This is a genomic window from Roseateles violae (assembly GCF_030410485.1).
Taxonomy (GTDB): domain Bacteria; phylum Pseudomonadota; class Gammaproteobacteria; order Burkholderiales; family Burkholderiaceae_C; genus Roseateles_D; species Roseateles_D violae.
Genome location: NZ_JAUHHC010000003.1, coordinates 53,381 through 73,376, shown reverse-complemented (window position 1 = coordinate 73,376; position 19,996 = coordinate 53,381). Strand labels below are relative to the sequence as shown.

Annotated in this window: 23 protein-coding genes; 13 read left to right on the top strand and 10 right to left on the bottom strand. The window is 70.3% G+C overall.

Features of this window, described 5'->3' with window-relative positions:
• Positions 1-24 precede the first annotated feature (24 nt).
• Genes QWJ38_RS10675 through QWJ38_RS10665 form a run of 3 tightly spaced genes read right to left on the bottom strand, consistent with a single transcriptional unit; the run spans position 25 to position 1,384 of the window.
• Complete coding sequence (locus QWJ38_RS10675; RefSeq protein ID WP_290359068.1) at positions 25-594, bottom strand: hypothetical protein; 570 nt, start codon at positions 592-594, stop codon at positions 25-27.
• Positions 581-823 (bottom strand): helix-turn-helix domain-containing protein, encoded by a 243-nt coding sequence (locus tag QWJ38_RS10670; RefSeq protein WP_290359067.1) that lies wholly within the window; start codon positions 821-823, stop codon positions 581-583. Before QWJ38_RS10670 ends, QWJ38_RS10675 begins: the two co-directional genes overlap by 14 nt.
• A gap of 3 nt (positions 824-826) precedes the next feature.
• On the bottom strand, positions 827-1,384 hold the full coding sequence (locus QWJ38_RS10665; protein WP_290359066.1) for a DUF2975 domain-containing protein: 558 nt from the start codon (positions 1,382-1,384) through the stop codon (positions 827-829).
• A gap of 164 nt (positions 1,385-1,548) precedes the next feature.
• On the opposite strand from QWJ38_RS10665, the gene QWJ38_RS10660 reads away from it, so the two are divergent.
• From QWJ38_RS10660 to QWJ38_RS10635, 6 genes are all read left to right on the top strand, one after another.
• Positions 1,549-2,607 (top strand): aldo/keto reductase, encoded by a 1,059-nt coding sequence (locus QWJ38_RS10660; RefSeq protein WP_290359065.1) that lies wholly within the window; start codon positions 1,549-1,551, stop codon positions 2,605-2,607.
• 93 nt (positions 2,608-2,700) lie between these two features.
• A complete protein-coding gene (locus QWJ38_RS10655) occupies positions 2,701-3,117 on the top strand; it encodes a cupin domain-containing protein (RefSeq protein WP_290359064.1) in 417 nt (138 codons plus the stop codon).
• Positions 3,118-3,153: 36 nt separating this feature from the next.
• Positions 3,154-3,648 carry a Cys-tRNA(Pro) deacylase gene (gene ybaK / locus QWJ38_RS10650; RefSeq protein ID WP_290359063.1) on the top strand — a complete coding sequence of 165 codons (495 nt, stop codon included), beginning with the start codon at positions 3,154-3,156 and terminating at the stop codon, positions 3,646-3,648.
• Between the two features lie 44 nt (positions 3,649-3,692).
• Positions 3,693-4,418 (top strand): glycerol-3-phosphate 1-O-acyltransferase PlsY, encoded by a 726-nt coding sequence (plsY, locus tag QWJ38_RS10645; protein WP_290359062.1) that lies wholly within the window; start codon positions 3,693-3,695, stop codon positions 4,416-4,418.
• A gap of 2 nt (positions 4,419-4,420) precedes the next feature.
• Positions 4,421-4,771 carry a RidA family protein gene (locus QWJ38_RS10640; protein WP_290359061.1) on the top strand — a complete coding sequence of 117 codons (351 nt, stop codon included), beginning with the start codon at positions 4,421-4,423 and terminating at the stop codon, positions 4,769-4,771.
• Between the two features lie 66 nt (positions 4,772-4,837).
• Positions 4,838-5,224, top strand: a complete 387-nt coding sequence (locus QWJ38_RS10635) for a glutaredoxin family protein (protein ID WP_290359060.1) — start codon at positions 4,838-4,840, stop codon at positions 5,222-5,224.
• Here QWJ38_RS10635 and QWJ38_RS10630 read toward each other — a convergent pair.
• A complete protein-coding gene (locus tag QWJ38_RS10630) occupies positions 5,190-5,831 on the bottom strand; it encodes an L-threonylcarbamoyladenylate synthase (protein WP_290359059.1) in 642 nt (213 codons plus the stop codon). The genes QWJ38_RS10635 and QWJ38_RS10630 overlap by 35 nt on opposite strands.
• Positions 5,832-6,091: 260 nt before the next feature.
• On the opposite strand from QWJ38_RS10630, the gene QWJ38_RS10625 reads away from it, so the two are divergent.
• Positions 6,092-6,781 (top strand): PEPxxWA-CTERM sorting domain-containing protein, encoded by a 690-nt coding sequence (locus tag QWJ38_RS10625; protein WP_290359058.1) that lies wholly within the window; start codon positions 6,092-6,094, stop codon positions 6,779-6,781.
• A 14-nt stretch (positions 6,782-6,795) separates the two neighbouring features.
• Positions 6,796-8,685: a DUF8508 domain-containing protein gene (locus QWJ38_RS10620; RefSeq protein WP_290359057.1), complete on the top strand. Its 1,890-nt coding sequence runs from the start codon at positions 6,796-6,798 to the stop codon at positions 8,683-8,685.
• 190 nt (positions 8,686-8,875) lie between these two features.
• Here QWJ38_RS10620 and QWJ38_RS10615 read toward each other — a convergent pair whose 3' ends face one another.
• The 3 genes from QWJ38_RS10615 to QWJ38_RS10605 are packed head-to-tail and all read right to left on the bottom strand — an operon-like array spanning position 8,876 to position 11,226.
• Complete coding sequence (locus tag QWJ38_RS10615) at positions 8,876-9,808, bottom strand: DMT family transporter (RefSeq protein ID WP_290359056.1); 933 nt, start codon at positions 9,806-9,808, stop codon at positions 8,876-8,878.
• Positions 9,808-10,692: a 3',5'-nucleoside bisphosphate phosphatase gene (locus QWJ38_RS10610; protein WP_290359055.1), complete on the bottom strand. Its 885-nt coding sequence runs from the start codon at positions 10,690-10,692 to the stop codon at positions 9,808-9,810. Before QWJ38_RS10610 ends, QWJ38_RS10615 begins: the two co-directional genes overlap by 1 nt.
• A gap of 51 nt (positions 10,693-10,743) precedes the next feature.
• The gene (locus QWJ38_RS10605; protein WP_290359054.1) at positions 10,744-11,226 is read right to left on the bottom strand and encodes a hypothetical protein; all 483 of its coding nucleotides are present in this window, start codon (positions 11,224-11,226) and stop codon (positions 10,744-10,746) included.
• Positions 11,227-11,396: 170 nt separating this feature from the next.
• On the opposite strand from QWJ38_RS10605, the gene QWJ38_RS10600 reads away from it, so the two are divergent.
• Both QWJ38_RS10600 and QWJ38_RS10595 read left to right on the top strand, forming a co-directional pair.
• On the top strand, positions 11,397-11,912 hold the full coding sequence (locus QWJ38_RS10600) for a DUF1993 domain-containing protein (protein ID WP_290359053.1): 516 nt from the start codon (positions 11,397-11,399) through the stop codon (positions 11,910-11,912).
• A gap of 61 nt (positions 11,913-11,973) precedes the next feature.
• Complete coding sequence (locus tag QWJ38_RS10595; protein ID WP_290359052.1) at positions 11,974-12,219, top strand: dihydrofolate reductase family protein; 246 nt, start codon at positions 11,974-11,976, stop codon at positions 12,217-12,219.
• On the opposite strand, the gene recJ is transcribed toward QWJ38_RS10595, so the two are convergent.
• Both recJ and QWJ38_RS10585 read right to left on the bottom strand, forming a co-directional pair.
• Complete coding sequence (recJ, locus tag QWJ38_RS10590) at positions 12,216-13,970, bottom strand: single-stranded-DNA-specific exonuclease RecJ (protein ID WP_290359051.1); 1,755 nt, start codon at positions 13,968-13,970, stop codon at positions 12,216-12,218. The two genes, QWJ38_RS10595 and recJ, sit on opposite strands and share 4 nt — an antisense overlap.
• Complete coding sequence (locus QWJ38_RS10585) at positions 13,967-14,902, bottom strand: hypothetical protein (protein ID WP_290359050.1); 936 nt, start codon at positions 14,900-14,902, stop codon at positions 13,967-13,969. Before QWJ38_RS10585 ends, recJ begins: the two co-directional genes overlap by 4 nt.
• A gap of 53 nt (positions 14,903-14,955) precedes the next feature.
• Here QWJ38_RS10585 and ppk1 point away from each other — a divergent pair, with 53 nt between their 5' ends.
• Positions 14,956-17,031 (top strand): polyphosphate kinase 1, encoded by a 2,076-nt coding sequence (gene ppk1, locus QWJ38_RS10580; RefSeq protein WP_290359049.1) that lies wholly within the window; start codon positions 14,956-14,958, stop codon positions 17,029-17,031.
• Between the two features lie 26 nt (positions 17,032-17,057).
• A complete protein-coding gene (locus QWJ38_RS10575) occupies positions 17,058-17,522 on the top strand; it encodes a SixA phosphatase family protein (protein ID WP_290359048.1) in 465 nt (154 codons plus the stop codon).
• Positions 17,523-17,537: 15 nt separating this feature from the next.
• Here the strand turns inward: QWJ38_RS10575 and ppx are convergent, their stop codons facing one another.
• Positions 17,538-19,028 (bottom strand): exopolyphosphatase, encoded by a 1,491-nt coding sequence (gene ppx / locus QWJ38_RS10570; protein WP_290359047.1) that lies wholly within the window; start codon positions 19,026-19,028, stop codon positions 17,538-17,540.
• Between the two features lie 87 nt (positions 19,029-19,115).
• Here ppx and QWJ38_RS10565 point away from each other — a divergent pair, with 87 nt between their 5' ends.
• On the top strand, positions 19,116-19,988 hold the full coding sequence (locus QWJ38_RS10565; RefSeq protein WP_290359046.1) for a dienelactone hydrolase family protein: 873 nt from the start codon (positions 19,116-19,118) through the stop codon (positions 19,986-19,988).
• Positions 19,989-19,996 lie beyond the last annotated feature (8 nt).

The following is a 19,996-nucleotide window of genomic DNA, read 5'->3' as shown; positions in this document are numbered from 1 at the left end:
TTCTTTGCTTCTTCATCCCGTCCCTCAGCGCCGGCATTTGCCGCGCGCCTCGGCCAGTGCCCAGAAGGGCAGGCTCAAGAGGCCCATGCCGGCGCCGGCGAACTCGCCCTTCAGGCAATCGGTCGTCGCGGCCTGCTGCACCTGGCGGCCCAGCTTCTCCTCGGGCCGCAGCGGCGCGCCGTCGCCCATGGCCGAGGCGGCGCGCTCGGACAGCAGCGGTGCGCGCGCGGCCTCGCGCAGCGCGCGCCGGGTCGCCTCGCTGTTCAGCAGCGATTCGCCGCGCGGTGGCGCTGGCGGCGGCAGGGTGATCGCCTGCGGCGCAGGCGCTTCGGCCTCGTTCGTGACCGGCGCGGTCGGCGGCGGCGCGCGGTCCAGCCGCCGAACCGGCGTTGGGCCCGGCGCCGGCCGCGCCGGGGCCGTGCTGCTCAGCGCCGGCCGCAGCGCCGGCTGCGCGATCAGCCGCAATTCAGCGCCACGCGCCATCGGCTGCGGCGCGGCGGGCCGCGCTCGTCCCAGCAGCGCCCAGCCCAGGCCCAGATGCAGCAGCGCCAGCAGCAGGAAGAGCAGCGCGCGGCCCGGCCTAGGCATCGCCATCGGCCTCGTCCCCCGCCGGCTCCGGCCCCGGCTCGAAACCGAGCAGATCGCCGGGCTGGCATTGCAGCACCGCGCAGATGCGGGCCAGGGTTTCGAAGCGGATGCCCCGCACCTTGCCCGATTTCAGCAGCGAGAGATTCGGCTCGCTGATGCCGATGCGCTCGGCCAGCTCGCGCGAGCGCATCTTGCGCCGCGCCAGCATCACATCGAGGGTGACGACGATGGGCATGGCTTAGATGAATTCCGCGTTCTCGTCGGCGACGCGCGCCGCTTCCTGCATCACCGCGGCGAGGGCCAGCAGCATCAGGCCGAACAGCAGGCTGAGGTAGTGCATGGACGACAGGCCGAAGGTCAGCATGCGCTGCCCGGGCGGATTGCCCAGGGTCAGGGCCAGCACATTCAGCGTGTGGGCGACCGGCATCGCGAAGGCCAAGGCGACCAGGGCCAGGCCCAGCCGGTGCAGATGGCGGGCCGGCCGCGGTGCCAGCAGCTCGCCGCGCCCATAGCAGCCGAACAGACGCCAGATCTGCCAGATCGCGGCCAGCGCGCAGCCGGCCGGCAGCGCCGTGGCGGCCAGGCCACCGAGCCGGGCGCCGCCGTCCAGCTGCAGGGTCGTCAGCCCCCATTCCCTGCGTGCCACGCTGGCCACCCAGTCGGGCTGGCTCCAGAACAGCAGCGGCAGCAGCAGCACGCCGGCCACGCCGACGAGGCTCAGCAGCCGCACCAGCCAGGCCAGACGCCGGATGCGCTGCAGGCCGGCGGGATCGATGAGGGGGTTGCTGCTGGACACGGACTGCACTTTCCTCGGTTCTTGAAAAATTAATGTAAAACAATAAAAAATAGATGTAAAGCGCAATGTTTGCCCGAGCATCGGACGGCCGAGGCGGCTTCCGGCACACTGGCGGCCGGACAAAAACAGTGGGGCTTCGCGCGCGGGGCCCGGAGAACACAAGCATGGAATTCACAACCCTGGGGCGCTCGGCGCTGCGCGTCAGCCGCATCTGCCTGGGCACGATGACCTTTGGCGAGCAGGTCGACGAGGCGGCGACGCAGGCCCTGCTCGATCACGCGGTGGCCAGCGGCATCAACTTCATCGACACGGCCGAGATGTACCCGGTGCCGGCGCGCTCGGCGACCTTCGGCGAGACCGAGGCGCTGATCGGCCGCTGGCTGGCCGCCCGCCCGGGCCGGCGCGAGCAGCTGGTGCTGGCCAGCAAGGTCAGCGGCCCCTCGCGCGGCTATGACTGGATACGCGCGGGCAGCGCCGACCTGCGCGCGGCCGACATCATCGCCGCCTGCGAGGACAGCCTGCGCCGGCTGCGCACCGACTTCATTGACCTGTACCAGATCCACTGGCCGAACCGCCATGTGCCGATGTTCGGCGGCCAGTACTTCGATCCGGCCAGGGAGCAGGCAGTGACGCCGATCGAGGAACAGCTGCAGGCGCTGGCCCGCCTGGTCGAGGCCGGCAAGGTCCGCCATATCGGCCTGTCCAACGAGACGCCCTATGGCGTGGCCGAGTTCGTGCGCCTGGCCGAGCAGCAGGGGCTGCCGCGCATCGTCTCGGTGCAGAACGCCTACAGCCTCGTCAACCGCGTGCCCGACAACGGCCTGGACGAGGCGCTGCACCGCCACCAGGTCTCGCTGCTGGCCTATTCGCCGCTGGGCTTCGGTACGCTCAGCGGTAAGTACGACGCACTGGGTCTGGCCGATCCGGCGCGGCCGGGGCGGCTGTCGTTGTTCGAATCGATGAAGAAGCAGCGCTGGGCGCGGCCCGAGACCCTGGCCGCCGCGCGCCGCTACAACCAGCTGGCGCGCGACCATGGCCTGACGCCGGCCGCGATGGCGCTGGCCTGGGTCGACGGCCGCTGGCTGACCGCCAGCACCATCATCGGCATCACCGATCGCGCGCAGCTGGACGAGAACATCGCCGCCTTCGGCCGCCGGCTGAGCCCGGAGCTGCTGGCCGAGATCGACCGCATCCGCTGGGAGATCCGCGATCCGGCGCAGTGATGGGGTCTTGAAAAGCGGGTGATTGACCCGGCCGGCCCGGCCCCGCATAGTGGCCGCGCCGCGCAATCATCGACAAGCGCGCAGGAGACGCCGGTGAACCTCAAGCCCCTGATGCTTCGCACCTCATTCGCCTTGCTGGTCTTTGCCCTCGGGCTCGCGACCGGCCTGAGCGCGCAGACCTCGACCGACTCGCCCAACCGCGCCGAGAAGCAGCGCGCCGATCTCAGCGGCGCGCCGAATATGGAGGTGATCGCCTCCATCGTCGAGATCAAGCCGGGCGAGAGCTCCAGCCTGCACACCCACCATGGCATCGAGGCCTTTCATGTGCTGCAGGGCGCGCAGGTGCAGTCGCCGGGCAAGGAACCGATGCTGCTGCCGACCGGCCTGACCTCGCTCAATCTGCGCGACATCAAGCATGGCGGCTTCACCGTCGTCGGCGACAGCCCGCTGAAGCTGCTGACCGTGCACATCGTCGACAAGGGCAAGCCGCTGTACGACTACGTCAGGTAGCGCAGCGGCCGGGCAGGGCTGGGCGAGAATCCGCCCATGTCCAAGAAACCAGCCCATGTCAGCGAGACGCCGGCCACGCAGTTCCTGCGCCAGCACCAGATCGCCTTCAGCGAGCATGTCTACGACTATGTGGAGCACGGCGGCACGGCCGAATCCTCGCGCCAGCTGGGCGTGCCCGAGCATCAGGTCGTCAAGACCCTGGTGATGCAGGACGAGCGCGCCCAGCCGCTGATCGTGCTGATGCATGGCGATCGCCAGGTCAGCCTGAAGGAGCTGGCGCGGCAGATCCCCTGCAAGAAGGTCGAGCCCTGCAAGCCCGAGGTCGCGCAGCGCCACAGCGGCTATCTGGTCGGCGGCACCTCGCCCTTCGGCACCCGCAAGCCGATGCCGGTCTATGTCGAGGCGACGATCCTGGAGCTGGCGAGCATCTGCATCAATGGCGGGCGGCGCGGCTTCCTGGTCGGTATCGATCCGAAGCTGCTGCCCGAGTTGCTGCAGGCACGCCCGGTCAGCTGCGCAAGCGCGGAATAGTCCGGGGGCAGCGACAGCGGCCAATGCGGCCACAATAGCGCCCCATGCAAGACACTCTCCTCCCCCTGCTGGCGGCCATCGCCGGCTATCTGATCGGCTCGCTGTCCTTCGCCGTCATCATCAGCCGCGCGATGGGCCTGTCGGATCCGCGCAGCTACGGCTCGGGCAATCCCGGCGCCACCAATGTGCTGCGCTCGGGCAATAAGAGGGCCGCGATCCTGACCCTAGTCTTCGATGCGCTGAAGGGCTATGTGCCGGTGCTGCTGGTGCTGGTCTTTGGCCCGCGTTTCGGCCTGGGCGAGGGCACGGCGGCGCTGGTCGGCCTGGCGGCCTTCCTCGGTCATCTGTGGCCGGTGTTCTTTCGCTTCGAGGGCGGCAAGGGCGTGGCGACGGCGGCCGGCGTGATCCTGGCGCTGAACCCGCTGCTGGGCCTGGCGACCCTGGCGACCTGGCTGATCATTGCCTATTTCTCGCGCTACTCCTCGCTGGCCGCCATCGTGGCCGCCGCCTTTGCGCCCTTCTACGAGATGCTGATCTGGGGCCCGGGCCCCATCGTCGGCGTGCTGGTGCTGATGGGCCTGCTGCTGGTCTGGCGCCATGCCGGCAATATCAGGAAGCTGCTCAAGGGCACCGAGAGCAAGATCGGCCAGAAGGCGGCCGCCGGCGCCGGCACGCCGCCGGCCGGCAGCAGCAAGAAGCATCCGCATGGCCCGCAGGCCGCCAATGCGCGCGGCCATTCGCACAAACATCCGAAGAAGAAAGGTTCCTGATCATGAGCAATGTGCAACGTTTCGACGTCGGCGCCCGCATCTCCGAAATGGCCGTCTACAACGGCGTCGCCTATCTGGCCGGCCAGGTGCCCGAGGACGGCAGCCTGGACATCACCGGCCAGACGGCCCAGGTGCTGGCCGCGATCGACAAGCTGCTGGCCCGCGCCGGCACCGACAAGAGCAAGATCCTGATGGCCCAGGTCTTCATCAAGGACCTGGCCGATTTCGCCGGCATGAACGCCGCCTGGGACGCCTGGGTCGCGCCCGGCAATGCGCCGCCGCGCGCCACCGTCGAGGCCAGCCTGGCCCGGCCGGAGTGGAAGATCGAGATCGTCGTCACCGCAGCGGTTTGAGCGGAGAATCAGAGCGACGCTCGAACCCAGCGCCGGTATAGCGAGCCATCGCCAGCGAGGCCCGGCATGTATCTGAACGAACGACAACGCAGTCTGCTGACGGTGGTCCTGATCGCCGCCGTCGTGTTCGGCAGCAGCCAGCTGCTGCGCATCTGGGGTGCCGATGCCCAAGGGCAGGCGCTACGCGAACGCGTGCGACCCGGCGACATCGTCATGCTGTCCTCGGAGAACTGCCTCTACTGCGTGCGCGCCCGCCACTGGCTCGATGCCCAGCATGTGCCCTACCGCGCCTGCTTCATCGAGACCGACGCGGCCTGCCGCGCCGCCTACGAGGCGCATGGCGCGCGCGGCACGCCGATGATGCTGGTGCGCGGCCAGACCCTGGTCGGCTTCGATGTGCCGGGGCTCCTGGAGGCCCTCAGCCCGCATCACCCAGCCGCAGCCCCAGGCTAGCCGGGTCGCCGCAGCCGAAGCGCACGATGCGCGGTTCGTCCTCGGTCAGGTCGATCACCGTCGTTGGCTTGCGCGGGCAGGCGCCGGCATCGACGATCAGCTGCAGGAGCTTGTCGTAGCGCGCCGAGATCTCGTCGGCGTCGTTCAGCGGCTCGTCCTCGCCGGGCGGGATCAGGGTCGTCGCCAGCAGCGGCTCGCCGAACAGGGCCAGCAGCTCCTGCGTGACGCGGTGGTCGGGAACGCGCAGGCCTATCGTGCGGCGCGAGGGATGCGAGACGCGGCGCGGCACCTCCTTGGTTGCCTCGAGGATGAAGGTGAAGGCGCCCGGCGTGGCCGCCTTCAGCAGCCGGTACTGCTTGTTGTCGACCCGCGCATAGCTGGCCAGCTCGCTGAGGTCGCGGCACATCAGGGTCAGGTGATGCTTGTCATCGACGCCGCGGATGCGCCGCAGCGTCTCGGCCGCCGCCTTGTCGTCGAGCCGGCAGACCAGCGCATAGCTGGAATCGGTCGGGATCGCCGCGATGCCGCCGCCTTGCAGGATCTGCGCCGCCTGCTTCAGGAAGCGCGGCTGCGGATTGTCGGGGTGGACTTCGAAGAGCTGGGCCATGGCCCATCTTAGGGTAAGGGCGGCGCCAGCTTCGACGCCGGCGCGGCGCGCGGCCCTAACAGATCATGGCGACGGCAATAACATGCTTTCTGGCACGGGGTGTAGGGCGCTAACCCGTCCCCGATTCGCGGGTGCCGAGGGCGGCCAGATGTGCCTTATGTCACGGACGATTCATGCATGGCGCCTAGGGTGCCATCGTGCGGCGCCGAACGCGCCGCTGCGGTCATTTTCCATCAATACCCGCCCCCCGGAGGACACCCGTGAAGAAGTCTCTTTTCGCATCCGCCCTGATCGCCGCCGTGCTGCCCGCCCACGCCGCCACCGTCGTGCAATGGGACTTCGAAGGCGCGACCACACCGGCCGATCTCAGCGACTCGGCCGCCTCGCCGGCGGTGGCGGCCTCGCTCGGCAGCGGCACGGCCAGCGGGCTGCATGCGAGCGCCGCGAGCGACTGGACGACGCCGGCCGGCAACGGCTCGGCCAATGCCTTGAGCGCCAACACCTGGGGCGTCGGCGACTACTGGCAGTTCAGCTTCAGCACGCTGGGCTATGCCGATCTGCGCGTCAGCTTCGACCAGATCAGCAGCGGCACCGGGCCGCGCGACTTCAAGCTGGCCTACAGCACGAACGGTACGAGCTTCACCGATTTCGCGAGCTACTCGGTCCGCTCCAACGCGTCGCCGGCCTGGAGCAGCGCTTCGCCGACCGGCCTGGACAGTTTCACGCACAACCTGTCGGCGATTGCTGCGCTTGACAATCAGGCCGTGGTCACCCTGCGCCTGATCGACACGACGACGATTTCGGCCGCGGGCGGCACCGTCGCCACCGGCGGCACCGACCGCATCGACAACTTCAGCGTGATGCTGACGCCGGTGCCCGAGCCGACCAGCTGGGCCCTGATGCTCGCCGGCCTGTCGGCGATCGGCTTCATCGCACGTCGCCGCGGCTGAAGGGAGACGCCGACATGAGCAAGGACAATCCTCTCAAGTTGCTGCCGCGCGCCATGCTCGCAGCCTTTCCGCTGCTGCTGGCCGGCGCCGCCGCGCAGGCGCAGCTGATCGGCGCGCTGCAGGGCAGCTCGCACCTCAGCCCCTACAACAACACCGATGTCGCCGGCATCCTCGGTATCGTCACCGCGCGCGACAACAACGGCTTCTGGATCCAGGATGCCGGCGACGGCAATGCGCTGACCAGCGACGCGATCTACATCTTCCGCAGCTCGGCCAGCAAGCCGCTCGTCGGCTCGGCGGTCAGCGTCTCCGGCCGGCTCGTCGAGTTCCGCCCCGGCGGCGATCCGCTGAACCTGACGCTGACCGAGATCAATGCCAGCAGCGGCATCGCCGGCGCGGCGGTGACGGTGCTGTCCACCGGCAACGCGCTGCCGGCGGCGCGCGTCATCGGCCCCGGCTTCCTGCCGCCCAGCGCGATCGCGCCGAAGATCGGCAATATGGAGACGGCGCCGGGCTACCTGCTGCAGCCCAATCTCTACAGCATGGACTTCTACGAGTCGCTCGAGGGCATGCGCGTGGCGCTGCCCTCGGCCATCGCCAGCGGCCAGACCGCGAGCGGCGACACCTTCGTCGTGTCCTCGCAGCAGGTGCCCGCCGGCTCGCGAGTGCCGGCGGTGCTGAGTGCGGGCAACTTCAACGGCCAGCGCATCATGATCGATAACCGCATCACCGCGGCGCCGACGGTCAGCGCCGGGGCGCGCATCGACAACATCACCGGCGTCATCGACTACAGCTTCGCCAACTACCGGCTGCTGCTGACCGAGGGCGCCACGCTGGTCAGCAACAACCTGCCGAAGGAGACGGCGGCGATTGCCCCCGGCCGCTTCGGCATCGCCAGCTACAACGTCGAGAACCTGCCCGGCAATGCGTCGACGACGCGCTTCACGCAGATTGCCGGGCAGATCGCCGGCAGCCTCGGCGCGCCGCAGATCATTTCGCTGCAGGAGATCCAGGACAACAACGGCACGACCAACAACGGCACGGTCGCCGCCGACGTCACGCTGAACAACCTGGCCGGTGCGCTGAATGCGGCTACCGGCAAGAGCTACAAGTGGGTCTCGGTCGACCCGGTGAACAACGCTGACGGCGGCGCGGGCGGCGGCAATATCCGCCAGGCCTTCATGTACGACAGCGCGCGGGTCAGCTTCGCGGGCATGGTGGGCGGCGCGCTGCAGGATGTCATGGCAACGGCCGGCGCCAATGGCCAGATCGTGCTGAACCTGGGTGCCGGCCGCGTCGACCCCAACAACCCGGCCTGGACCAACAGCCGCAAGCCGCTGGTCACCGAGTTCAGCGTCGACGGCCAGCAGATCATCGTCATCGCCAACCACTTCAACAGCAAGGGCGGCGACGCGCCGCTGTTCGGCGTCGGGCAGCCGCCCGACGAGGTCACCGCGACGCAGCGGCTGCAGCAGGCGCAGGTGCTCGGCAGCTTCGTCCAGGGGCTGCTGGCGATCAACCCGCACGCCAATATCGTGCTGACCGGCGACTTCAACGACTTCCAGTTCGCCGCCTCGCTGCAGCCGCTGTACGACGCCGGGCTGACCAATATGACGAACACGCTGGATGCGGGCGACCGCTACAGCTATGTTTTCGAGGGCAATGCGCAGGCGCTGGACCATATCTGGGTCTCGCCCAATCTGCTCGCCAAGGGCGATCTCGCCTACGACGTCGTGCACGTCAACGCCGGCTACCTCGACCAGGTGTCCGACCACGACCCGGTGCTGCTGACGCTGGGCGCCATTCCGGTACCGACGGCGGTGCCCGAGCCAGCGACGCTGGCGCTGATGCTGGCCGGTCTCGGCGCCGTCGGCCTGCGGGCGCGCAGGCAGCGGCGCGCCTGATCGCCGCGGCGGCGGGCCGGTGGTCCGCCGCTGGGGCCTGTTAACACTACGGCAATGGGTCGCGAAGGCCCCTCCAGAACGGGCCAATCGAGGCGCAGCGCGCCGCCCGCACTCGCGTGCGGGCCAGCGTTGCAACGACGAGTGGCCCTGTCGGTCACAACGCGGCCTATTGCCGTAGTGTTAACAGGCCCTAGTCTTCGATCGTGTCCTGCAGCACGACCGAGTTGCGCGCCTGCGCCTCGCGCACATTGAGCCAGGCCGAGGCGGCGCCGCTGGCCGAGAGCACGGCCATGCCCAGCCAGGCATAGCCGTCCGGCGCATGGTCGAAGGCGACCCAGCCGATCGCCGCGGCGACGGCGATCTGCACATAGACGAAGGGCATCAGGGTGCCGGTCGGCGCCATGCCCAGGGCCAGGATCAGGAACAGATGGCCGGCGGTACCCAAGAGGCCGATGAAGGCCAGCAGGCCCAGTTGCCAGGCCGGCGCGGCGGTCAGCAACTGCAGCGGCCGGTAGGGGCCCAGCGCCAGCGCCAGCGTCAGCAGCGCCGCGCCGGTCAGGCCGGTGTAGAAATGCGTGGTGTACGGATTCTCCAGCGCCGACAGGCTGCTGGTCAGGGTCTGGAAGCAGGCATAGAAGAGCGCGCCGGCCAGCGGGAACAGCACGGCCCAGCCGAACAGGCCGCTGCCGGGGCGGATCACGATCAGCGCGCCGGCGAAGCCGCCGACCACCAGCGCCCAGCGCAGCGGCCGCACGCGCTCGTGCAGCACCAGCGCGGCCAAGAGCGTCACCAGCACCGGCGTCAGCATATTGATCGCGGTGAACTCGGCCACCGGCATCTGCTGCACGCCGTAGAAGCTCATTGCGCTGGTCGCCAGCAGCAGGGCGCCGCGCAGCAGCTGGAACTTCGGATGCGCGCTGCGGAAGGCGCCCGTGCCACCGCGCAGCTGCTTGAGACCCAGCCAGATTGCCATCGTCAGCGCCTGGAAGGCGTAGCGCGCCCAGAGGATCAGCAGCACCGGCACGAAGGCGCCCAGATAGCGGATCGTGCTGTCCATGCTGGCGAAGCAGCTCACCATCAGCAGCACCAGCAGGATGCCCAGGCCGGGCCGGTTCTTCTGCATCAGTGCGCGGGCTGGTGGACGCGTGCCTGCAGCGCCTGCCAGATCGGCGTCAGCCGGCCCGGCAGCAGGTCCAGCTGGCCGAGATCGGTATGGCTCTCCTCGGGCGAGTGGAAGTCGGAGCCGCGTGAGGCGAGCAGGTCGAACTCCAGCGCCGTCTCGGCGTACTTGAGCGCGTCGGCCGCCGAGTGGCTGCCGGTGACGACCTCGATGCCGCGCCCGCCATGGGCGATGAACTCGGTGATCAGCGCGTATTCCTCGGTCGGCGTGAAGCTGTAGCGCGCCGGATGCGCGATCACCGCCTGGCCGCCGGCCGCGGTGATCCAGCCGACCGCCTCGCCCAGGCCCGCCCAGCGGTGCTCGACATAGCCGGGCTTGCCCTCGGTCAGATAACGGCGGAACACCTCCGACACATCGCTGCAATGGCCGGCCTCGACCAGGAAGCGGGCGAAGTGGGTGCGCGAGATCAACTCCGGATTGGCCACGTACTGCAGCGCGCCCTCGTAAGCGCCCCTGATGCCGACCTGGGCCAGGCCGGCGGCCATCTCGCGCGCGCGCTGCTCGCGCCCGCCGCGCGTCGCGCGCAGGCCGGCGACGAGGGCCGGATCGCGATGATCGAAGCCCAGGCCGACGATGTGCACGACCTTGCCGGCGAAGCTGACCGAGACCTCGCAGCCGGTCAGATAGGGCAGGCCTAGGGCCAGCGCCGCATCGAGCGCGCGCTGCTGGCCGCCGATCTCGTCATGGTCGGTCAGCGCCCACAGCTCGACCCCATTAGCCTTGGCCCGCGCGGCTAGCGCCTCGGGCTCCAGCGTGCCGTCGGACACCTTGGAGTGGCAATGCAGGTCGGCGTTGGTCGCGTTCGAGAGCGGGGTGTTGGCATTCACCCGCCCAGTTTAACGGCGGGTCGGTGGCAGCGGCGCGAATCGCCCCGGGACTCAGCGCACCAGCGGAATCTGCGAGGACAGCTGCAGCTGCGCCAGCAGGCTCAGCCGGCGGTCGATCTGGATCACGCGTGCCGCCACGCCGGCCGGCACCACGGTCTTGAACTTGGCCAGCCACTTGACGCGCAGCTCGTGCATTTTCGTATCGCGGGTCAGCAGTGCGTTCACATAGTTGGTCGAGTCGGCGTCGGTGAGCTTGTCGAACTTGTCCGCGTATTGCTGGGTCGCCTTCAGCTGGCCCTCGATGATGGCGTTCTGCTCCTTCTGGTACTGCTCGAACAGCGGCCAGAACTTGGCGGCCTGGTCGGCCGTCAAGGTCAGGTTCTTGGCGATGATGTCGGAGCGCTTGGCCTGCATATCGCTGCGGAACTGCTCGATGACCTGCTCCTGGCTGGGCGCGGATGCGGCCGGGGCATCGGCGGACCAGGCGGGGAAAGCCGCCGCAACGGCGATCAAGGGCAGCAAAATCATGCGCATGAGGCTCGCTCCAGAAAGTGACGATGGGCTTCCATCCTAGGGCGAACCAGGGCGGGCTGCGCACGATTCACAAATGTTCGCAATGCGACGTTGCATCCGGCCGACGCGCCGGGGCCGCCCGGGCCGCCGGGCCATCAGAATGGCGCACTTTGCCGCGGAACCACCTGCCGATGTCCAGCCCCTCTTGTCCTCTGTACGAAAGCTCGGTGCCGGTCTTTCTGCGCTATCTGCCCCGGCTGGCGGGCCTGGTCGACAAGGCTGCCGAGGCCGCTGCCGGCGACGCGGCCGTGCTGCTGGCGGCGCGGCTCGCGCCGGACATGCTGCCCTTCGAGTCCCAGGTGCAGATCGCCGCGCACTTCGCCTTGCGCGCCTGCTTTCCGCTCGCCGGCCAACCGGTGCCGGACTTCGGCGAGTTCCCGTCCGGCTTCGACGGCCTGCGCGACCGCATCGCCCGCGCGATCGCGCTGCTGCAAGACCTGGCCCCGGCGCAGTTCGAGGCCGGGCCGGACCGCCTGCTGCGCGAGCGCGCCGGCCAGGCCGAGTTGGCGCTGCCGGCCGTGGAGTTCCTGCATCACTATGCGCTGCCGAACTTCTTCTTCCATCTGAGCTGCGCCTACGCGATCCTGCGCGCTCGCGGACTGGCGCTGGGCAAACAGGACTTCGACGGTTTCCATCGCTACGGCTGAACAATAGGCTAGGCTGCACATCCGCTTCGTCAGCGGCCCGGTCGCGCCGGTGCATGCGGAGATGAGCCGGGCCGCCCAGGGCCGCAAGCTCTGGCTGGTCGGCGGCGGCGAACTGGTCGGGCAATTCCACGATGCCGGCCTGCTGGACGAGCTCATCGTGCAGATCAGCCCGGTGACCCTGGGCGCGGGCCAGCCGCTGCTGCCGCGGCGCATCGCCTTCGCGCCGCTGCAGCTGATCTCGGTGCAGCGCTGGGGCAGCGCCTTCGTCGAGCTGCGCTATGCGCTGCCCAAACCGGCGGCGTCCTAGGCCAGCGGCTCCATCGCCTCGACCACCATCTGCACCCGCTGCTGGCCGTTCCAGCTGTCCAGGCTGAGCCGGTAGGCCAGGCGTGCCTGCGCCGGCAGCGATTCGGTGTGGCCGAACCAGATCGCGTCGCGCAGCGCGCCGCCCTGGCGCAGCCGCAGCTTCAGGTGCTTGTCTCCGACGATGCGCTGGTTCAGCACCTCGACGGTGTCGCAGAACAGCGGCGCCTCGAAGGCCTGGCCCCAGACCTGCGCGTCCAGCTGTTCGACGACGGCCGGGTTGAACGCGTCCTCGGGCAGCGGACCGTCGGTGCGCAGGGTGCGGGTCAGCGCCGCCGCGTCCAGCCATTCGTGCGCGACCTGCTGCAGCGCCCGGTCGAAGCGCTCGAAGGCCGCCTCGTCGGCAAGCGTGCAGCCGGCGGCCATCGCATGGCCGCCGAACTTGCTCAGGATGTCCGGATGGCGCTTGGACACCAGGTCCAGCGCGTCGCGCAGATGGAAGCCCGGGATCGAGCGGCCCGAGCCCTTCAGCTGGCCGTCGGCGCCGCGCGCGAAGACGAAGGTCGGCCGGTGCACGCGCTCCTTCAGCCGCGAGGCGACGATGCCGACCACGCCCTCGTGGAACTCGGGCTCGAAGATAGCCAGCGCCGGGGGCGGGTCGCCATCGGGCATCAGCGCGTCGAGCTTGAGCTCCGCCTGCTCGCGCATATCGGCCTCGATCTCGCGCCGCTCGCGGTTGATCGCGTCGAGCTGCTTGGCCAAGGCCAGCGCCAGCTCGGCGTCGTCGCTGGCCAGGCATTCGATGCCCAGCGTCATGTCCGACAGGCGGCCGGCCGCATTGATGCGCGGGCCCAGCGCGAAGCCGAGGTCGAAGGCATTGGCGCGCGTCGCGTCGCGGCCGGCCGCCTCGAACAGCGCGGCGATGCCCGGCTGCACCTTGCCGGCGCGCATGCGCTTGAGCCCCTGGGCGACCAGGCGACGGTTGTTCGCGTCGAGCTTGACGACGTCGGCGACCGTGCCCAGCGCGACCAGATCGAGCAGGCCGTCCAGCCGCGGCTGATTCGTCGCATCGAAGCGGCCGCGCGCGCGCAGCTCGCTGCGCAGCGCCAGCAGCACATAGAAGGCGACGCCGACGCCGGCCAGGTTCTTGCTCTCGAAGCTGCAGCCGGGCTGGTTCGGGTTGACCAGCGCATCGGCCGCCGGCAGCTCGATCGCGTCGCCCACCAGGGCCGGCAGGTGGTGGTCGGTCACCAGCACCTTCAGGCCCAGCGACTTCGCATGGGCGACGCCGGCCAGGCTGGCGATGCCGTTGTCCACCGTCATCAGCACATCGGGCCGGCCCGAGGCCGAGGACTGCAGCGCCAGCTCGACGATGGCCGGGGTCAGGCCGTAACCATGGACCGCGCGGTCGGGCACCACATAGCCGGGCGCGCGCGCGCCCAGCATGCGCAGACCGCGCAGGGCGACCGCGCAGGCGGTGGCGCCGTCGCAGTCGTAGTCGGCGACGATGCAGATGCGCTCGCCGGCCTCGATCGCGTCGGCCAGCAGGCGCGCGGCGTCGGCGATGCCGCGCAGGCCCTCCGGCGGCAGCAGCTTGCCCAGGCCATCGTCCAGTTCCTCGGCCGTGCGCACGCCGCGGGCGGCAAACAGCCGCGCCAGCAGCGGCGGCAGGCCCGCCTGCTCCAGCGCCCAGGCGGCGCGCGGCGGCACATCGCGCAGCAGGATCTGCGGGCCTGCGCTCCCAGCGCTGCTCATAGGGCCCCCAGCGTCTTGGCGGTGTCGGCGCGCGGCGGGGCCAGGCCTTGCCAGGCGCGCAGCAGCGCGCCGCGCGCCGGCAGTCGGTAGGCCTGGGCGAAGCGCTCGCCGCAAAGCGTCAGCTCGGCCGCATCGCCGGCGCGTAGTCGCGTCAGCAGATCCGCGACCGGGCCGGCATCGAGCGCGCGCCAGGCCTCGGCCCAGGCGGCCCAGTCGCCGGCCAAGAGCGGCTCCCGCAGGCCCGCCTCGATCCGCAGCTCGGCCGGCAGCGCACCGCCGCTGGCCAGACCGCAGCCGCTGATCCAGACCGAGTTCAGCGCCAGCTCGCCGCGCGCCTCGCGCGCCTCGTTGAGCGGATTGCGGTGCAGCAACATCTGGAACTCGTTCTGCAAGGTCCGCAGCGCGCGCGCCTCGGGCTTCCAGGCCTCGACATTGCGGCCGACGACGCGGTCCAGGCTGGCGCAGGGCAGGGCGGCAAAGCGCGCATGGCCCAGCAGCCATTGCGTCGGCGCCAGCCAGTGGGCCTGCCAGCCCTCGCCGGCCGGCCACAGCTCGGCCAGCGAATCGAAGAAGGCGCGCGATTCGGCCGCGTCCAGGCGCAGCGCCTCGGGCGCCAGCGCGCTCACCTGATCGCTGCCGACCGACAGATGGATGGGCGTCAGCAGCGCCCAGGGCAGGGTCGCATCCAGACCCTGCTCGCGGGCCAGCCAGGCGGCGGTGGGCAGCGGGCCGGCGGCGCCGCCGCTGTGACCGCGCTGGGCGGCCAGCGCCAGCTCGAAGGGGGTGTTCAGGCTGTATTCGTCCTCGCCCAGCGGCGCGCCGGCGGCCTTCAGCAGGCCCAGCGCGGCGGCCAGATTCGGCAGGCGCAGGTCGCCCAGGGTGTGGGCGCAGGCCTCGTCGACGGCGCTGGCGTAGGGGATCATCAGGTGCATGGCCGGGATTATCGAGTCACGTGACTGTCATCCGCTTTGAATAAGATGCTTCGATGTCTGTCCCTCAAACGGCCTCTGCCCCCGCGGCCTTCCTGCTCAACCGCGAACAGGCGATCCTGGAGTTCAACCGCCGGGTGCTGGCGCAGGCGCAGCGGGCCGACGTGCCGCTGCTCGAGCGCCTGCGCTATGTCTGCATCGTCTCCTCGAACCTGGACGAGTTCTTCGAGGTGCGCTTTGCCGACATGCTGGATGCCGCGCGCGGGCCGGACCGCCTGGTCAGCCATGCCGACGTCGAGCGCGTCGGCCGCGCCGCCCATGCGCTGATCGACGAGCAGTACGCGATCTTCAACGAGCAGATCATGCCCGCGCTGGGCGAGCAGCGCATCGTGATCCTCAACCACGCCGACCGCAAGGAGGCGCAGCGGCGCTGGGTCGAGCGCTTCTTCGAGCGCGAGGTGCGGCCGCTCTTGGTGCCGGTAGGGCTGGACCCGGCCCACCCCTTCCCGCAGGTGGCCAACAAGTCGCTGCACTTCATCGCGCGGCTGTCGGGCAAGGACGCCTTCGGCCGCGACAACCGCATTGCCATCGTCAAGGTGCCGCGGGTGCTGCCGCGGGTGATCCGGCTGCCGGCCGAGATCAGCGAGGGGCGGCAGGCCTTCGTGCTGCTGACCAGCGTGATCCGCGCCCATCTGGAGGAACTGTTCCCGGGCCGCAAGGTCGAGGCCTTCTCGCAGTTCCGCGTCACCCGCGACTCCGACCTGGAGGTCGAGGAGGAGGAGATCGCCAATCTGCGCCATGCGCTGCGCTCGGGCCTGACGACGCGGCATTTCGGCCGCGCGGTGCGGCTGGAGGTGGTCAACACCTGTCCCCAGGAGCTGTCGCAATTCCTGCTCGAGCAGTTCGGCCTGCCGGAGGCGGCGCTGTACCGCGTCAACGGCCCGGTCAATCTGGTGCGGCTGAACGAGCTGATCGACCAGACCGAGGCGCCGGGCCTGCGCTTCGCGCCGCACGAGCCGGTCTGGCCGCAGGGCCGGCTGCCGCGCGGCAAGTCGATGTTCGAGCAGCTGCGCAAGGGCGATGTGCTGCTGCACCACCCCTTCGAGAGCTTCGATCCGGTCGTGCAGTTTCTGCGCGACGCGGTCGACGATCCGGACGTGCTGGCGATCAAGCAGACCATCTACCGCACCGGCAGCCAGTCGGTGCTGATGGATCTCTTGATCGAGGCGGCGCGGCGCGGCAAGGAGGTGATGGCCGTCGTCGAGCTGAAGGCGCGCTTCGACGAGGAGGCCAATATCAACTGGGCCGAGCGCCTGGAGGCGGTCGGCGCGCAGGTCGTCTACGGCATCGTCGGCTACAAGACCCATGCCAAGCTGCTGCTGGTGACGCGGCGCGAGGGCCATGAGGGCCGTTCCAGGCTGCGCCGCTACGCGCATCTGTCCACCGGCAACTACAACCCGCGCACCGCGCGCTTCTACACCGACATCGGCTATCTGAGCGCCGACCGCGAGCTGACCGCCGACGTCGACACGGTGTTCCGCCAGCTCGCCTCGCTGGGCAGCGTGAAGGCGCTGCACCGGCTGCTGCTGGCGCCCTTCAATATGCACCAGCGCATGATGGAGCACCTGGCCCAGGTCGAGCAGGCGGCACGCGAAGGTCGGCCGGCGCGCCTGGTCGTCAAGATCAATGCGCTGACCGATGCCGAGCTGATCGCCGCCATCCTGCGCGCGGCCCAGGCCGGCGCCACCGTCGACCTGATCGTGCGCGGCGCCTGCATGCTGCCGCCGGGCCTGCCGGGCCTCAGCGACAACATCGTCGTGCGCTCGGTCGTCGGCCGCTTTCTCGAGCATTCGCGGGTCTGCTATTTCCGCTGGGGCGCCGGCGAAGCCGATGAAGTTCTGTACCTGTCCAGCGCCGACTGGATGAGCCGCAATATGTTCCGCCGCATCGAGGTCGCCTGGCCGGTGCTGGACGCCCGGCTACGCCAGCGCGTGATCGACGAGGCCCTGGTACCCTATCTGCACGACAGCCTGGACGCCTGGCAGCTGGGCCCCGACGGGCGCTCGCTGCGCGTCTCGGCCGAGGGCATCAGCGCCCAGCAGGCGCTGATGCGGCGCTACCAGCCGGAATAGCCGGGCGATCGAAGGAGGCTGCGGACATGGACCTGATCTTGTGGCGCCATGCCGAGGCCGAGCTGCAGCGCGAGGGCCTCGACGATCTGCAGCGCGCCTTGACGACGAAGGGCGAGCGCCAGGCCCACAAGATGGCGCAATGGCTGAACCACCGCCTGGCCGCGACGACGCGGGTGCTGGTCAGCCCGGCCGAGCGCTGCCGCCAGACCGCCGCGGCGTTGGGCCGCGAACTCCGCATCGTGCCGGCGCTGGCGCCCGAGGCCCAGCCGCAGGCGCTGCTGACGGCGGCGCGCTGGCCGCGCTCGGCCGAGCCGGTGCTGATCGTCGGCCACCAGCCGACGCTGGGCCTCTTGGCCGCCCAGCTGCTATGCGGCGCCGAGCAGCCCTGGGCGATCAAGAAGGGCGCCGTCTGGTGGCTGCGCTCGCGCCAGCGCGAGAGTGAGGAAATGGAAGTGATCCTGCAGGCGGTGCAGGCGCCGGATTGCCTCTAGCCGATTACCGGAGCTTCAGGCCAGGTTCAGCTCCAGCGCCCCGCTGCGCTGCCAGGCCTGCGCCTCTTCCTGCAGCAGATAGAGCAGGCGCGGCTGCTCGCGCGCCCAGCGCAGCGGCAGCGCCAGATCCAGCTTGCGGCCCTGGCGCTGCAGGCGCAGCGGGCGCGGCCCGACGCTGCCGCGCGCATGGCAGGCGATCGCCGCCAGGCGCAGGGCCAGCACCTGCCACAAGAGGGTCTCGTCGGCCAACTGCGCCTCCAGCTTGCGCAGGCCGCCGCGCTGGCCCAGGGCCAGATGGCCGAGGCGGCGCAGCTGGTTCTGCGAGAAGCCGGCCGCGTCGACATGGGCCAGCAGATAGGCGCTGTGGCGGTGGTGGTCGTGGTGCGAGACCATCATGCCGATCTCGTGCAGGGCGGCGGCCCAGCCGAGCTCGCGGCGCAGCTCGGCCGGCGCGGCCGGCTCCAGCTGGCGGTGCAGCTTCAGCGCCAGGCCCTGCACGCGCGCCGCCTGCTCCAGATCGACGCCGAAGCGCTGCTGCAGGACGGCGACCGAGGCGGCGCGCATATCGGCGCCGCGCCGGCCGGCCGGCTCCAGCCGCTCGGCCAGGTCGAGGATCACGCCCTGGCGCAGCGCACCCTTGGCCGGCTGCAGCTCCTCGATGCCGAACTGGGTCAGCAAGGTGTAGAGGATGCACAGGCCGCCGCCGACGACCGCGCGGCGGTCGTCCTTCAGCCCCGGCAGCGCGAGCCGGTCGACCGCGCCGGCGATCAGACATTGGGCGATGCACCAGCGCAGGCCCTCGGCGGTGATGCGGCCGTCGCTGATGCCGTTGGCGGCCAGGATCTGCGCGACCGCGCCGACGGTGCCCGAGCTGCCCAGCGCCTGCCGCCACATCGAGGGCTTGAACAGGCTCAGCGCTTCCTCGAGCTCGGCGCCGGCTGCGACCTGGGCGGCGCGGAAGGCTTCGGCGCTGAAGCGGCCGTCGGGGAAGAAGCGCAGCGACAGGCTGACGCTGCCGACCTGGAACGATTCGGCGCTGCTGGGCTGGCGGCCGCGGCCCAGGATCATCTCGGTCGAGCGGCCGCCGATGTCGATCACCAGCCGCGGCTCGTCCGAGGCCTGCAGGTGGGCGACGCCGGCATAGATCAGCCGCGCCTCCTCGCGGCCCGAGATCACCTCGATCGCGAAGCCCAGCGCCCGCTCGGCGCGGGCCAGGAACTCGTCGCGGTTCTTCGCCTCGCGCAGGGTCTGCGTGGCGACCGCGCGCACCCGCTCCGGCGCGAAGCCCTTGAGCCGCTCGGCAAAGCGCTGCAGGCAGTCCAGGCCGCGCTGCATCGCCGCCTCGGTCAGCCGGCCGTCCTCGTCGAGGCCGGCCCCCAGGCGCACCGTCTCCTTCAGGTATTCGAGCCGGCGGTAGCGGCCGCGCGGCAGCTCGGCGATCTCGAGCCGGAAGCTGTTGGAGCCTATGTCGATGGCGGCGAGTGCGGTGGCGGGGTGCAGGGTCATGGCCGCGATTGTCGGGGCAAATCTGCAGCCTTCCGCGGCTGTGCCTAGAATCGCGCGCACCGATCAAGAGCCCAAGGAGCGCCCCGCATGCTGAAGCAAGACCTCGACAGCCTGACCCCCAGCCGCGACTTCAACCGCCGCGATTTCGTGCAGACGGCCGTCGGCAGCGGCTTCGCCGCCGCGGTGCTGCCGGTGACCGCGCAGACGATCAAGACCGATGCGGCGGGCCTGGAGGCCGGCGAGGTGATGATTCCGGTCGGCGACTTCAAGCTGCCGGCCTACCGCGCCGTCCCGGCCGGCAAGAAGAACGCGCCGGTCGTGCTGGTCGTCAGCGAGATCTTCGGCGTGCACGAGCACATCGCCGACGTCGCGCGGCGCTTTGCCAAGCAGGGCTATCTGGCGATCGCGCCGGAGCTCTTCGTGCGCCAGGGCGATGCCGGCAGCTATGGCGAGATCGCCAAGCTGATGTCCGAGGTGATCGCCAAGGTGCCCGACGCGCAGGTGATGGGCGATCTGGATGCCTGCGTCGCCTGGGCCAAGACGCAGGGCGCCGACACCTCCAAGCTGGCCGTCACCGGCTTCTGCTGGGGCGGACGCATCACCTGGCTTTATGCGGCGCACAACCCGGGCGTGAAGGCCGGCGTCGCCTGGTACGGCCGCCTGCTGGGGCCGACCAATCCGCTGCAGCCGCGGCACCCGATCGAGCTGGTCGGCGAGCTGAAGGCGCCGGTGCTGGGCCTGTACGGCGGCCAGGACACCGGCATCCCGCTTGACACGGTTGATAAGATGAAGGCCGCGCTGGCGGAAGGTTCGCCGGCCGCGCGGCGCAGCCAGTTCCAGGTCTATGCCGACGCGCCGCATGCCTTCAACGCCGACTACCGGCCCAGCTATCGCAAGGACGCGGCCGAGGACGGCTGGAAGCGCTGCCTCGAATGGTTCAAGGCCCAGGGCGTGGCCTGAGACCGGAA

Coding starts and splice junctions, on each gene's coding strand:
- QWJ38_RS10675 (WP_290359068.1), bottom strand. CDS start 594: ATGGCGATGCCTAGGCCGGGCCGCGCGCTGCTCTTCCTGCTGCTGGCG.
- QWJ38_RS10670 (WP_290359067.1), bottom strand. CDS start 823: ATGCCCATCGTCGTCACCCTCGATGTGATGCTGGCGCGGCGCAAGATG.
- QWJ38_RS10660 (WP_290359065.1), top strand. CDS start 1,549: ATGGAATTCACAACCCTGGGGCGCTCGGCGCTGCGCGTCAGCCGCATC.
- ybaK (WP_290359063.1), top strand. CDS start 3,154: ATGTCCAAGAAACCAGCCCATGTCAGCGAGACGCCGGCCACGCAGTTC.
- plsY (WP_290359062.1), top strand. CDS start 3,693: ATGCAAGACACTCTCCTCCCCCTGCTGGCGGCCATCGCCGGCTATCTG.
- QWJ38_RS10640 (WP_290359061.1), top strand. CDS start 4,421: ATGAGCAATGTGCAACGTTTCGACGTCGGCGCCCGCATCTCCGAAATG.
- QWJ38_RS10635 (WP_290359060.1), top strand. CDS start 4,838: ATGTATCTGAACGAACGACAACGCAGTCTGCTGACGGTGGTCCTGATC.
- QWJ38_RS10630 (WP_290359059.1), bottom strand. CDS start 5,831: ATGGCCCAGCTCTTCGAAGTCCACCCCGACAATCCGCAGCCGCGCTTC.
- QWJ38_RS10620 (WP_290359057.1), top strand. CDS start 6,796: ATGAGCAAGGACAATCCTCTCAAGTTGCTGCCGCGCGCCATGCTCGCA.
- QWJ38_RS10615 (WP_290359056.1), bottom strand. CDS start 9,808: ATGCAGAAGAACCGGCCCGGCCTGGGCATCCTGCTGGTGCTGCTGATG.
- QWJ38_RS10605 (WP_290359054.1), bottom strand. CDS start 11,226: ATGCGCATGATTTTGCTGCCCTTGATCGCCGTTGCGGCGGCTTTCCCC.
- QWJ38_RS10600 (WP_290359053.1), top strand. CDS start 11,397: ATGTCCAGCCCCTCTTGTCCTCTGTACGAAAGCTCGGTGCCGGTCTTT.
- QWJ38_RS10595 (WP_290359052.1), top strand. CDS start 11,974: ATGAGCCGGGCCGCCCAGGGCCGCAAGCTCTGGCTGGTCGGCGGCGGC.
- recJ (WP_290359051.1), bottom strand. CDS start 13,970: ATGAGCAGCGCTGGGAGCGCAGGCCCGCAGATCCTGCTGCGCGATGTG.
- QWJ38_RS10585 (WP_290359050.1), bottom strand. CDS start 14,902: ATGCACCTGATGATCCCCTACGCCAGCGCCGTCGACGAGGCCTGCGCC.
- ppk1 (WP_290359049.1), top strand. CDS start 14,956: ATGTCTGTCCCTCAAACGGCCTCTGCCCCCGCGGCCTTCCTGCTCAAC.
- QWJ38_RS10575 (WP_290359048.1), top strand. CDS start 17,058: ATGGACCTGATCTTGTGGCGCCATGCCGAGGCCGAGCTGCAGCGCGAG.
- ppx (WP_290359047.1), bottom strand. CDS start 19,028: ATGACCCTGCACCCCGCCACCGCACTCGCCGCCATCGACATAGGCTCC.
- QWJ38_RS10565 (WP_290359046.1), top strand. CDS start 19,116: ATGCTGAAGCAAGACCTCGACAGCCTGACCCCCAGCCGCGACTTCAAC.